Annotated in this window: 5 protein-coding genes and 1 pseudogene; 2 read left to right on the plus strand and 4 right to left on the minus strand. The window is 69.8% G+C overall.

The genetic code is table 11. From position 1 onward, the window contains the following. Positions 1-47 precede the first annotated feature (47 nt). Positions 48-6464: an LAGLIDADG family homing endonuclease gene (locus O7543_RS10300; RefSeq protein WP_281555510.1), complete on the minus strand. Its 6417-nt coding sequence runs from the start codon at positions 6462-6464 to the stop codon at positions 48-50. 330 nt (positions 6465-6794) lie between these two features. Then, entirely contained in the window at positions 6795-7298 is a 504-nt protein-coding gene (gene nrdR, locus O7543_RS10305; protein ID WP_281554032.1) for a transcriptional regulator NrdR, read from the minus strand. Between the two features lie 549 nt (positions 7299-7847). Here nrdR and lexA point away from each other — a divergent pair. After that, positions 7848-8522 carry a transcriptional repressor LexA gene (gene lexA, locus O7543_RS10310; protein WP_281555509.1) on the plus strand — a complete coding sequence of 225 codons (675 nt, stop codon included), beginning with the start codon at positions 7848-7850 and terminating at the stop codon, positions 8520-8522. Between the two features lie 58 nt (positions 8523-8580). Here lexA and O7543_RS10315 read toward each other — a convergent pair whose 3' ends face one another. After that, on the minus strand, positions 8581-10395 hold the full coding sequence (locus O7543_RS10315) for a hypothetical protein (protein ID WP_281554031.1): 1815 nt from the start codon (positions 10393-10395) through the stop codon (positions 8581-8583). 94 nt (positions 10396-10489) lie between these two features. Continuing rightward, the gene (hflX, locus tag O7543_RS10320) at positions 10490-11893 is read right to left on the minus strand and encodes a GTPase HflX (RefSeq protein ID WP_281555508.1); all 1404 of its coding nucleotides are present in this window, start codon (positions 11891-11893) and stop codon (positions 10490-10492) included. 346 nt (positions 11894-12239) lie between these two features. Between hflX and O7543_RS10325 the strand changes: the two are divergent. Further along, positions 12240-13625 (plus strand): annotated as a pseudogene (locus O7543_RS10325) (NAD-dependent malic enzyme); the annotation flags it as partial. Positions 13626-13643 lie beyond the last annotated feature (18 nt).

Genomic DNA, 13643 nt, shown 5'->3' on the forward strand with positions numbered 1-13643 from the left:
CGAACGGGGAGCCGGATCACATCCGGCTCCCCGTGACGCGTGTTCGATCAGCTGCAGCCGGAGGTGGAACCGCAGCCCTCACAGACGTAGCAGCTGCCGGCCGGGCGCATCTTCGTGCCGCAGGTGAAGCAGAGCGGCGCGTCGGCAGCCTTGCCGATCACCGCCTCCAGCAGCTCCGTCGACGAGTGCACCGACGACGGGGCCGGCGTGCTCGCGGCGGCCGGCTCGGTCGCCGTACCGCTGCCGGAGTCGGCCGACGACGGCGCCGACGCCTCCGGATGCTTCGGCTCGACCGGCGCGGACACCGCCATCTCCGACAGCTCCGACGCCGCGTTCTCCGCCTCCGCCTCGGCCCGCATCTGCGCGGTCCGCTCGGCGGCGGTGAAGATGCCCAGCTCGGCCCGGCGGTCGTATGGCAGGAAGTCCAACGCCAGGCGACGGAAGATGTAGTCCATCACCGACGCGGCCATCCGCACGTCCGGGTCGTCGGTCATGCCGGCCGGCTCGAAGCGCATGTTGGTGAACTTCGCCACGAACGTCTCCAGCGGTACGCCGTACTGCAGGCCGATTGAGATCGCCACCGAGAAGGCGTCCATCACCCCGGCCAGCGTCGAACCCTGCTTCGACATCTTGAGGAAGACCTCGCCGAGGCCGTCGTCCGGGTACGACGAGGCGGTCAGGTAGCCCTCGGCACCGCCGACCGAGAACGACACCGTCTCCGACGGACGCTTCTTCGGCAGCCGCTTACGCACCGGGCGGTACTCGACGACCTTCTCGACGACCTTCTCGATCACCTTGGCCTGCTCGGCGGCGGCGGTCTCCTTGGCCTTGTCCGACTTGGCCGCCGACAGCGGCTGGCCCACCTTGCAGTTGTCCCGGTAGATCGCCAGCGCCTTCAGGCCCAGCTTCCAGCCCTCGAAGTAGATCCGCTCGACGTCGGCGACGGTCGCCGCCTCCGGCATGTTGACCGTCTTGGAGATCGCCCCGGAGATGAACGGCTGCACCGCCGCCATCATCCGCACGTGCCCCATCGGCGCGATCGACCGCTCCCCCATCGCGCAGTCGAACACCGGGTAGTGCTCGGTGCGCAGGCTCGGCGCGTCGACCACGTGACCGTGGTCGGCGATGTGCTCGACGATCGCCTCGACCTGCTCCTCCGGGTAGCCGAGGCTGCGCAGCGCGCGCGGCACCGTCTGGTTGACGATCTGCATCGAGCCACCGCCGACCAGTTTCTTGAATTTGACCAGCGCCAGATCGGGCTCCACCCCGGTGGTGTCGCAGTCCATCATCAGACCGATGGTGTTGTGACTGACGAACCCGCCGGCGACGTAGGTGACGTTGGCCGGCACCGACAGGTCGTACGTCGGCTGCACGCCACCGTCCTCGTTCGCCGCCACTGTCTCGTAGAGGTAGCCGAGCGCGTGCCCGAGGCGGTCGTCCAGCACCTCGCCGTAGATCTCGCCGGCCAGCGTCCGCGACACGCCGCCGGTCTTCGCCAGCGACTGCACAACCGCACCGCGCATCGGGTGTCCGGCCGGCACCAGCAGATCCCAAAGCTCACGCGGCAGGTGGATTCGGTCCCGGTTGCCGGTCTGCTGTGGCGCGGCGACGATCTGCTCCGCCTTGCGGGCGCCGATGAAGCCGATCGTCTCCTCGTACCGGATCGCGTGGTCGGTATTGCGCAGCCGCACCTGCCAGATGTCGCTGCCCATGCCGCTGCGGGTCCGCCGGGTGGTGGTCGCCATCCCGAGGGTCAGCAGCAGGGTACGGATCTCCGCGGCGAACGACTCGGTGGACGTCGACACGGACGGCACTCCCTCGATCACCGTCCCGTCGGCCTCGAACAGGCCGCGCAGGAACGCGATGTAGACGGTGACGTCGTTGGTCTCCAGAATCGCCGACGGCACCCGGGGCGACCAGCCCTTGCCGGTGTGTTCCGGGTGCGGCAGCGTCTTGGCGAACCCGGCTGCCTGCCACCAGCGGGCCAGCCGCACCGAGGAGAAGACGACCTCCTGGTAGCCGGTGCGCGCCGCGACCTCCGCTTCCAGCCCGAACAGGCCCTTGCCGAGCACCCGCAACCGTTCCACAACGTCGAGGTCGGTGTCGGCTACGGCGAACCGCAGCCCCTTGGCGTGCAGGCTGCCGTCACCCATGAAGTAGCCGACCAGTTCGGCCAGCTCGGCGTCGACCGCGTCCGGCACGTACAGTCGCCGGTCGCCGGCGTAGTACGCCTGGTCGAGCACCGGCAGCGGCACCCGACGTGGCTCGCCGACCAGGGTGCCGAGCTGCACCGGTACCAGGTCGCCGGGGGCAACCTCGGCCATCCGCTTCCAGACCCATTCGCCGGTCGCCGGTTCCACCACCTTGACCCGGTGGGCCAGGGTGCCCTGGATCTGGTAGCCGCCGTTGGTGACCACCCGGCGAGTGGGCTCCTCACCGTTGACGAAGAACTTCGTCGCCTGGCGGGCGCCCTCGTCGGTCGACACCATCATGTCGAGGTCCTGCCAGCGGTCGCCGTAGACGTCGCCGATCTCACCGAGTCGCACCAGCCCGCGGTCGGTGGTCACCATTGTGTCCGCGGTGAGGCAACCAGTGGGCGCGAGTACACTTGCCTGGGAATTGCGCCAGCCGTTTTTTTCGCCGATCCTGTTGCCGATCTCCCATTGCCGGGCGGCTTCCCGGGCCAGGGCGGTGGCGGTCGGGCCGGTCGGGCGGATCTCATCGCTGGCAGCGGCGTGCTTGCGCATCACCCGCTTGTGGCCCTCGGCGTTGCGGGCGTAGCCGTCGTAGGCGCCGACCACGCCGGCCAGTTCCGCCGAACGGCGGTACGCCGTACTGGTCATCACCGAGGTGATGGCGGCGGCGTAGGACCGGCCGGCTTCCGAGTCGTACGGCAGACCGGAGGCCATCAGCAGGGCACCGAGGTTGGCGTAGCCGATGCCGAGCTGCCGGTACGCCCGGGTGGTCTCGCCGATCTTCTGCGTCGGGAAGTCGGCGAAGCAGATAGAGATGTCCATCGCGGTGATGACGAACTCGACGGAGCGGACGAACTTCTCCACCTCGAAGCCGCCGTCGGCCCGCAGGAATTTCATCAGATTCAGCGACGCAAGATTGCACGACGAATTGTCAAGGTGCAGGTATTCCGAGCAGTTCCGGACGACCACGCCGTTGGCGATGTACGAGTGGTTGCGCGGTTCGGACAGATTGTAGGTGGTCTCAAAGCCGTCGAACTCGCGGCTGACCAACTTCGCCGTCTGATCCGTCCGGTAGAACCGGTGCTGTTCGAGCCAACGGGCCACCCGCTGCGCCTTGGCCTGGTGGTCGAACCCGATCCGGCTGGCGAACAGGCGGATGTTCTCCCCACTGATCCGCAGGTCGTAGAGCTGCTTACCGTGGTACTCGCGCTCGTCGCCACCGTTCGTGGTGTACCGGAAGGTGGTGTCACCGGCCTTGCGGGTGGCGTAGATCCGGCTGCCGATGCCGAACCCACTCAGCAGACGCTGTGCCTCGCGGAGCAGTTCGATCGAGACCGCGCCGAGCCCGACGTAACGGGTGCCGTTGGCGGTCTCGGCGGCGCAGCCGTCCGCGTCGAACAGCCCGCGCAGGAACGCCGCCTGGATCTCGGGCGGCGCCTCCAGCACCGACGACGGCAGTCGCTTGTCCACGGCGCGGGCAGTGCTCACGCCGAGCCCGGTCAGGAAGTCGACGACGGCAGTACGGTTGCTGCGCAGCTGCACGGTGCCGTTGGGCATCTGGACCGGGTCGAATCGCAGGCCGACGATGCTTTCCAGCACCGTCTGGTGCCGCTGGACAATGGCCTCCGGGTCGGACTGGCTGTAGACCCAGCTAGCACCGGGGTTGTCACCGCGTACGCCCGGGGTGCCTTCCCGGACTGAGCCGTCGCCGACCAGCCAGCCGAGCAGGTGGGCGAAGTCCTCGGTCCACTTCTCCGGCAGTCGGGACTCCCGTTGCCACTTGGTCGGCACGACGTCGCCGGGTGACACCCTGCTGTCCGCGCGCATGCGGAACTCCCAGGACGCGGCGGTCGCCGGGGTGGGCTGGTTGAGCGGCAGGATCTGGTCGTCCGGGGTGAGGTCCTTGGCCTCGACGTACCCCCGGTTGGTGGTCCAGATCCGGTGGTTCGGGGTGCAGCGCAGCACCATGCCGTTGCTGAACTCGAGCCGGGTGATCTCGTTCGTCCCGGTGATCATGACCGCTTCGGGGCTGGTCAGCACGACCTGGTCGGCGGGGGCGTCCGGGTTGGTGGCGTCGTGGGTGTAGACACCGAACGATTCGCCCTGCCGGCTCCGGTCGATGAGTGCGTCGAACCGGATCAGGCCCTTGTCGGTGTGGACCAGGGTGTCGCCGGTGAAGCAGGGGTTGGACGCGGTGATGCGTCCGCTCTCCGGGCAGGTGTGCCAGTCGTTGATCGTGTCGTCGTACTGCAGACCGGGGTCGGCGCATTCCCAGGCGGCCTGTGCGATGGTGCCGAACAGCTTCTTGGCGTCGACGGTGTCGATCACCGAGCCGTCGAGCCGGGCCCGCAGGTCGAAGTTGCCCCCGTCCTCGTACGCCCGCATGAACTCGTCGGAGACCCGGACCGAGTTGTTGGCGTTCTGGTACTGGACGCTGACGATGTCGGCACCGCCGAGGTCCATGTCGAACCCGGCGTCGCGCAGCGCCCGGATCTTGTCCTCCTCGCGGGCCTTGGTCTGCACGAACTCCTCGATGTCGGGGTGGTCCACGTCGAGGATGACCATCTTGGCGGCCCGGCGGGTGGCGCCGCCGGACTTGATGGTGCCGGCCGAGGCGTCGGCGCCACGCATGAAGCTGACCGGGCCGGAGGCGGTGCCACCGCTGGACAGCAGCTCCTTGGAGGAGCGGATCCGGGACAGGTTCACCCCGGACCCGGAGCCGCCCTTGAAAATCAGCCCTTCCTCTTTGTACCAATCGAGGATGGAATCCATCGAGTCGTCGACGGCGAGGATGAAGCAGTTGTGCACTCGCAGGTTGTCGGAGAGGTACTCCCCCGACTCGGTCTGGATGTCGTAGACCTCCATCGCCCCGAGCGGTTCGACCCGGTCGATGACGAGGCGTTTCGTCGCCTTGGCGGACCGGCCCACCTTGGCAAAGCTCTCCTCCAGCTTGCCGGACTTGCGGGCGTCGACGAACCCGATTTCTGCGGCGAAGGTGTCCCGGTCGCCGTGGTTCTGGATGCGCAACGACCAGGTGCCGTGCCGGTTCGGTCGCGGGTCGGCCTTGAAACCGACCCGGGCGAAGATCCCGAAGCGCAGCAGCAGCCGCTGCAGCCCGCGAATCAACCGCTCGCCGATCATGTCCAGGCCGACCAAGGTGGACGCCTCACGCTCCGAGACATAGCCCTCTGCCTGGAAGATGCTCTTCAAATAAGCGGCGACGACCGGCAGCGGCGCGGTGAACAGCGTTGCCGGCACCTCCATCTCGGTGCCCCGGGCAAGCAGGCCCCACTTGTCGATGAACGGGCGCAGATTCTCCCCGTACAACCGGGTCCGCCGGCAGTCGAGGGTGACGTCCTGGGTGACGACGCGGCGTTCATGGCGGTGCGCGCCAGGGAAGACCTGGTCGATCGCGGCGACGACCCAGCTGAGTTCGTCGTCGTTGACGGTCATCGCCTCGATTGTCAGCGACCGGTTGGTGCCCTGATCGTACTGGCCGACAAAGCCGTCTGACTGCAGCCAACCGGCCAGCGCGGCCTCGTGGACGTCGCCGGGGTGGAACTCCGCCTCGCCGTCGCTACCCCGCCGGTGCCATTCGAGAGTGTCGCCAGCGACCAAGGTGCCGGCTTCGACGAACCGACCGGTGCCCTCGCCGGTCGCTTTCCAGACCAGGTGGTCCGCGGTTACGTCCAGGGTGTAGCCGGCTTTGGTGTGCAGGCGCAATACGTCCTTGATGCCGTTGGCCTGGACCGCGAGAATTCGGGTCAGCCCGTGTGCGTCGTAGACCTTGGCTCCGACGGCGTCCTCCTCGACCAGCTTGCCGATCGGGACGAGGCCGGCCGGCGTGCTCACGAGCGAGTGGTACGGCTGGCACGCTGATACCTGCTGTGGGGAGGCGGTGCCGACGTTGAACCAGACCGGCGAGTTGAAGCTGAACACCTGGTGCAGCAGCATCCAGGTCAGCTCGTGCTCGAAGATCTCGGCGTCGCCCGGGGTGGCGAAGTAGCCGTGCTGCTCCCCCGCCGCCCGGTAGGTCTTCACCACCCGGTCGATCAGCTGCTTGAGCGACCATTCCCGCTGCGGGGTCCCCACCGCCCCACGGAAGTACTTGGTGGTGACGATGTTGGCCGCGTTGACGCTCCACGACTCCGGGAACTCCACGCCGCGCTGCTCGAAGTTGACCGTGCCGTCGCGCCAGTTGGTCATCACCACGTCGCGGCGCTGCCAGGTCACCTCGTCGTACGGGTGCACACCCTCGCTGGTCCACACCCGCTCGACGGTCAGGCCACCCGCGCCGGCCTTGGCCCGTACCCGCGCGTTGGAGCCCGCGGCCGATCCGGCCTTGCCGTTGGCCTTGGCCGCACCGTTGGCCGAACCCGCCGCGCCGTTGGCCTTCGCCGTGCCGCCGCTACCGCTACCGCCTGTCTTCGCGGTCACACCTTCCCCCGCCATCTGATCGCCCCCTCAGGCTCTCGCGCAGCGTCGTGCCACGCGGTCGTTTCCGTCTTGCCGTTCAGCTTTTTTTCTCGGCCGTACCCGCCCCGCCGGGACCTGCGGTCGGCCGTACGCCTTGCTGTTCCGGGTTTGCCGCGGGGCCGGTCAGCCGGGCCCGGGCCCGGCTGCGGCCGCCACCGGGGTCGTCGCGGCCTCCCGCGCCCCGGCGGCGGCCCGCAGCGTCTCGATCTCGCGTTCGAAGTCGTCCAGCGAGTCGAAGGACCGGTAGACGCTGGCGAACCGCAGGTACGCCACCTCGTCCAGCTCGCGCAGCGGCCCGAGGATCGCCAGCCCGACATCGTGACTGGGGATCTCGGCCGCGCCCTTGGCCCGTACGGTCTCCTCGACCTTCTGGGCCAGCAGGGCGATGGCGTCGTCGTCCACCGGTCGGCCCTGGCAGGCCTTGCGCACCCCGCCCATGATCTTGGATCGGCTGAACGGCTCGGTGACGCCGCTGCGTTTGACCACGGCGAGCACCGCCTCCTCGACGGTGGTGAACCGCTTGCCGCATTCCGGGCAGGACCGGCGGCGGCGGATGAGCTGGCCGTCGTCGGCTTCCCGCGAGTCGACCACGCGCGAGTCGGCGTGCCGGCAGTACGGGCAGCGCATGCCGATGTCCCTTCCGTCGAGCCGCGGGGTCGAAATGGGCGCGCAGTGGTCACCGCAGGGTCACGCGGGTACGCGGGGCCGGCCCGCTGGAGACGTTGCTCTCAGTCAGGAGACCCAACCTGTGGACAACTTACGCCCTTGTAACTACTAGATGTTGGGGTCGACGGTAGGCCCGCAACCGGGGCCCGGTCAAGTTGGCCGGCGCACTTCGGCGCGTCGTCACTCTGCCAACACCGATCCCTGCCCGAGGGTTACCGCCCATGCCGCCACCGAAATCAGTCGAACGCGCGTACGATAAACTACTGCCAGGACGACACGCACCGACATCTCGTACAGATGTTTGAACCTGACCGGATCTCTGGTTACCGTCTTGGTCGACACCAATGGTGCCGATCAGGATGCGATCTGACGGCCGGGGAGAGGACGGATGTGTCGAGCGACGACAGGGCGGGCCCGCCCCAGCAGGGTGGAGGCAGCGGCGGCGCGACGACGGTCAACGCCGGCGCGTCGGTACGTGGACGGCGCGGCAGCCGTTCCGGCGAGTCCCGGTTGCGTGCCGTGACACCGGTGGTGAGCGCATTTCCCGAGCCGGTCAACGGCGAGCTGACTGCCCGGCAACGCCGGATTCTGGAGTTCATTCGCAGCTGGGTGGACCGGCACGGCTACCCGCCGAGCGTGCGGGAGATCGGCGAGGCGGTCGGCCTGGTCTCCCCGTCCAGCGTCGCCTACCAGCTCAAGGAGCTGGAGCGCAAAGGCTTCCTGCGCCGGGATCCGAACCGTCCCCGGGCGGTCGACGTGCGTCCGCCGCACGACACCGCCGATGACGAGGCCGAGCGGGCGCTGCGGCCGGCTCCGGCGTACGTGCCGATGCTGGGCCGGATCGCCGCCGGTGGGCCGATCTTGGCCGAGCAGGCAGTGGAGGACATCTTCCCACTGCCCCGCGAGCTAGTCGGCGAGGGTGAGGTGTTCATGCTGCAGGTCAAGGGCGATTCGATGATCGACGCGGCGATCTGCGACGGCGACTGGGTGGTGGTACGTCAGCAGCCGACCGCCGACTCAGGGGAGATCGTCGCCGCGATGATCGACGGCGAGGCCACGGTGAAGACCTACCGGCGGCGCGACGGGCACGTCTGGTTGATGCCGCACAACGCCGCGTTCGACCCGATCCCCGGTGACGAGGCCACCATCATGGGCCGGGTGGTGGCGGTGCTACGCCGGGTCTGACCCGGCGCGCAGCAGTTCTCGGCGGGGTCTCAGCCGCAGGAGTGTCAGCTGCGGGGTCTCAGCCGCGCCATTCGTCCGGCTGCTCGGGAGCGGACCGGCCGTAGACGCCGGGTTCCCGCTCGACGTGCCCGGCCGGTGGGCGCGGCCCACCGGCTCGCGGCTGGTCGTAGCGGTCGGCCGGGTAGCCGTCGCCCGGGTAGTCGCCACCGAGGTCCCAGGACCCGCCGGAGTCGCGTGCGTCCTTGGTGCCCCTGGACCGGCCGGAGTGCCCGGCACCGCCGTAGACGCCTGCCGCGCCGGGCCGGGCCGGTGGCGCCGGTTTCGCCGCCCCGTACACCGCCCCGGAGTCGACCCCGCCGGCCGGACGGTAGCCGCCGGTGTCCGGCCGTGGCGCGGCGGCCCCGTACACGCCGGCCCGGCCGCCGGTGGCGGGCTTGGCGGCACCGTATGTGCCGGCCCCGCCGGCGGGCGGTCTTGCCGCCGACCCGCCGTAGACGCCACCACCGCCTGGACCGGTCGGGGCGGCCGAACCGGCGGCGGGTTTCGCCGCGCCGTAGACACCGCCGGCTTTACGGCCGGCCGGGGCCGGTCCGCCACCGGGCAACGCGCCGCTGCCCAGCGAATCGCTGGCGTAGGCGCCACTGCCCAGCGAATCGCTGGCGTAGGCCGCAGCGCGGTCGCGGTCCCCCGGGTCGCGGTCGGACCGGTCCGGGTCGCGATCGGCGCGGCCCCCGCCGCGTCCACCGATCGCTGCCGACCGTGCCGTCCGCCGGGCCCGGACGATACCGAAGATGCCGAGTCCGACCAGCAGTGCGCCGAGCACACCGACCGCCGCGATCAGCAGGTTGATCTCCTGCAGGCTGATCCGGTTGAGCCAGGACGGTCCCTCCCGGTCACCGCCGCCGGTGTCGTCGACCTGGGCCGCGACCTCGGTGCTCGGGGTGTAACGCAGGATCTCCACCGGGGTCCCCTCGTCGAGGGTGGCGACGTCGGAGACGGTGAGGAAGGTGGCCCCGTCCGGGGAGTAGGCGATCGATTCGCCGAACGGGTCGGTGAGCGGGGTGGCCCGGGGGCGTTCGCTGGTGAGCGTCGTGACGATGTCGCCGTCGGCCGACAGGTCCCACTCGAAGGCGTCGGCATAGGTGCGCAGGGCGATCCGGCTGCCGTCCGGGGACCGGGCCGCGCCGGTGACGGTGAGCCGGCCGGCGGCGGCGAACAGGTTCGGGGTGCTGGTGGTGGGCAGTTCGAGTTCGCCGACCCGCTCCATCGGCACCGGGTCGTCGTTGTCGCTGCGGAGTTGTTCGACCGGGCGGTACAGGCCGGACGGGCCGGTCTCCTTGGTGATGATCAGCGGGGTGCCGTCGTTGGCTATCAGCAACGCCTCGGCGTCGTGCGGGCCGTCCGGGTAGCTCACCCGATGGATGACCGGTTGGGCGGAGCCGTCAACCGGCAGGGACCACAGCGCGATTCGTTCGCGACGCTCGTCGGCGGTCGGGTTGTCCCCTACGTCGGCGATCCAGAGAGTCTGCCCGTCCGGGGAGATCGCCAGGTCCTCGGGGTCCAACGGCGGCGTCGGGTACTGGACAGCGTTGGCGACGTCGCAGGACGAGTCGAGGAAGAACACCCGCTCGTTGCTGTCGATCTCGGTGCTGTCGTTGACCACGACGTAGCCGTCGGTGGTGGCGACGAGACCGGAGAGCTCCCGCAGCCGCTCGTCGGTGATCTCGCAGACCGGCTCACCCGGTGTCACCTGCTGGGTACCGGGCGGGGAGGGGTCCTGGGCGGGCAGGGCCATGGCCGGGCCGGGCGGAGCCAGGAGGTGGATCGTGAGCAGTCCGACGGCGATCGTGGCCGGGGTCAGGAGCCGACGCATCCGACGAGTGTCGCACGCCGGCCTGAGTCCGACTGTTACACCGTGATCAATCACGTGAAGTCTTCGGCGGATCACTGAGTCTGCGGAAAGAATGTCACTCGCCCGGAGTCAGGAACGGTTGGAGTTCGGCGGCGAGTGCCTCGTCGACGCGCGCCTGCAGAAGGGTACCAGCGGCGGTGTGCCGGGTGCCGAGGACCTCACCCCGGTGGTGCACCCGGGACACCAGGTCACCCCGGTGGTACGGCAGTATGACGCTGACCTGGACAGCCGGTCGTGGCAGGCGTTGCTCGATCGCGGCGCGCAGGGCCTCGATGCCCCGGGCCTGCCGGGCGGAGACGAAGACCGCGTCGGGCCAGAGCCGCTTGAGCCGCAGCAACTCCTCCTCGCTGGCCGCGTCAATCTTGTTGACGACCAGCAACTCGGGGCGACGGTCGGCACCGACCTCGGCGAGCACCTCGCGGACCGCGCGAACCTGCTCCTCCGGATCCGGATGGGCACCGTCGACCACATGCACCACCAGGTCGGCCTCGGCAACCTCCTCCAGGGTGGAACGGAACGCCTCGACGATCTGGTGCGGCAGATGCCGGACGAAGCCGACGGTGTCCGACAGGGTGTAGACCCGGCCGTCGGCGGCATGCGCCCGGCGGGTGGTCGGGTCGAGGGTGGCGAACAGCGCGTCCTCGACCAGCACCCCGGCACCGGTGATCCGGTTCAGCAGGCTGGACTTACCGGCGTTGGTGTAGCCGGCGATCGCCACCGCAGGCACCGCGTTGCGGGTACGGCGGGCGCGTTTGGTCTCGCGTACCGTCCGCATGCCTTTGATCTCCCGCCGCAGGCGGGCGATCCGGGTACGGATCCGGCGCCGGTCCGTTTCCAGTTTGGTCTCACCGGGGCCGCGCAGGCCGACGCCGCCACCGGCACCGCCGCCACGGCCGCTGCCTCCGGTCTGCCGGGACAGCGTTTCGCCCCAGCCGCGCAGCCGGGGCAGCAGGTACTCCAGCTGGGCCAGCTCGACCTGGGCCTTGCCCTCCTTGCTCTTGGCGTGCTGGGCGAAAATGTCCAGGATCAGCGCGGTCCGGTCGATGACCTTGACCTTGACTCTCTGCTCCAGGTTGCGCAGCTGTGACGGGGAGAGCTCACCGTCGCAGATCACCGTGTCCGCGCCGGAGGCGAGCACCACGTCGCTGAGTTCGCCGACCTTGCCCCGGCCGACGTAGGTGGCCGGGTCAGGCCGGTCGCGGCGCTGGATCAGGCCCTCCAGGACCTGGGACCCGGCGGTCTCGGCGAGCGCGGCGAGCTCGGTGATCGAATTCTCCGCGTCGGTGACCGTCCCGCTTTCCCAGACTCCCACCAGCACCACGCGCTCCAACCGCAGCTGGCGGTACTCGACCTCGGTGATGTCGGCGAGTTCGGTGGAGAGCCCGGCGACGCGCCGCAGCGCGTGCCGGTCGGCCAGCTCCAGGTCGCCGACGGTGGTGTCGTCGTCTGTCGGCTCGATCGGGCCGTTGGGGCCGGTTCGGCCGTCCGGGTCGGTGGCGGTCGACAGGTGGAACGGCGGGTGGACCGTCTCCTCGGCACGATATGTACGCAAAAGCTGCCTCCTCAGGATTCGATCGTGACACGCCGACGGCCGCGCCGCACCTACATATCAGGACGCGGGCTACCCACATGGCCGGGACCGGGCCGGATCGCGGCCGACTCCGGACCGGATGACCGCCGCCGTGACCTGCTGCTGAACGGCTCCGGCACGCCGTACGCGGGGTGGAGCGGGCGCGGCGCGGATCACGCGCAAGAATGGTGCAGCGGCCCGGTCCGGCCGCCCCCACCAACGACGGAGGGATCCCGTGGCGACCACCCGCCTGCCCAGTGCCGGCTTCTCCATCACCATCCGGATCAGCATTCCCGCCGACGCGTCGGCGATCGGCCGGTTGACCACCTGTGTCGGCGAGGCCGGTGCCATCGTCACCGCGCTCGACGTGGTCGACTCCGACCCGGTCAGCGTGGTGGTTGACCTGACCTGCGACACGGCCGACGCGGCGCACGCCGACGACGTGGTCAAGGAGCTCGAGGCGCTCGACGGCGTCGAGGTCCGCAAGGTGTCAGACCGGACGTTCCTGCTGCATCTGGGCGGCAAGATCGAGGTGGCCCCGAAGGTGTCGCTACGTAACCGAGACGAGCTGTCCCGGGCGTACACGCCGGGGGTGGCGCGGGTATGCCTGGCGATCGCCGACAATCCGGCCGACGCGCGCCGGCTCACCATAAAGCGCAACACCGTGGCGGTGGTGACCGACGGTTCGGCCGTGCTCGGGCTGGGCAATCTCGGTCCGGCGGCCGCGCTGCCCGTGATGGAGGGCAAGGCGGCGCTGTTCAAGCGGTTCGGTGACGTCGATGCCTGGCCAGTGGTGCTGGACACCCAGGATCCGGACGAGATCGTCTCGATCGTACGGGCCATCGCCCCCGGCTACGGCGGGATCAACCTGGAGGACATCGCCGCGCCGCGCTGCTTCGAGATCGAGTCGAAGCTGCGGAAGCTGCTCGACATCCCGGTCTTCCACGACGACCAGCACGGCACGGCGATCTGCGTGCTGGCCGCGCTGACCAACGCGCTGCGGGTGGTCGGCAAGCAGCTCAGCGACGTACGGGTGGTGGTCTCCGGGGCGGGCGCGGCCGGCACCGCCATCATCAAGCTGCTGCTGCGTCAGGGCGTCGGGGACGTCATCGCCTACGACCGACCGGGCGCACTGCATCGAGGGCTGAGCGGGTTGAACCCCACCTGGCAGTGGCTGGCCGAGCACACCAACTCGACCGGGTACGCCGGGGATCTGCCCGGCGCGCTGCGCGGCGCGGACGTGTTCATCGGGGTGAGCGCGCCGAACCTGCTGACCGGTGACGACATCGCCACCATGGCACCGAACTCGATCGTGTTCGCGTTGGCGAACCCGGACCCCGAGGTCGACCCACGCGAGGCCCGCCGGCACGCGGCGGTCGTCGCGACGGGGCGTTCCGATCAGCCGAACCAGATCAACAACGTGCTGGCGTTCCCGGGTGTGTTCCGTGGCATGCTCGACGCGCACGCGGAGTCGTTCACCGACGACATGGCGTTGGCGGCAGCGCGGGCCATCGCGGACGTGGTCGGCGAGGAGCGGATCAACCCGACGGTGATCGTGCCGAGCGTGTTCGATCCCCGGGTGGCGCCGGCGGTGGCCGCTGCGGTCCGAGCCGCGGCGCAGGCCTCGGAAGCGGCCGCG

Origin of the sequence: Solwaraspora sp. WMMA2080 (assembly GCF_027497395.1) — a bacterium.
Taxonomy (GTDB): Bacteria; Actinomycetota; Actinomycetes; order Mycobacteriales; family Micromonosporaceae; genus Micromonospora_E.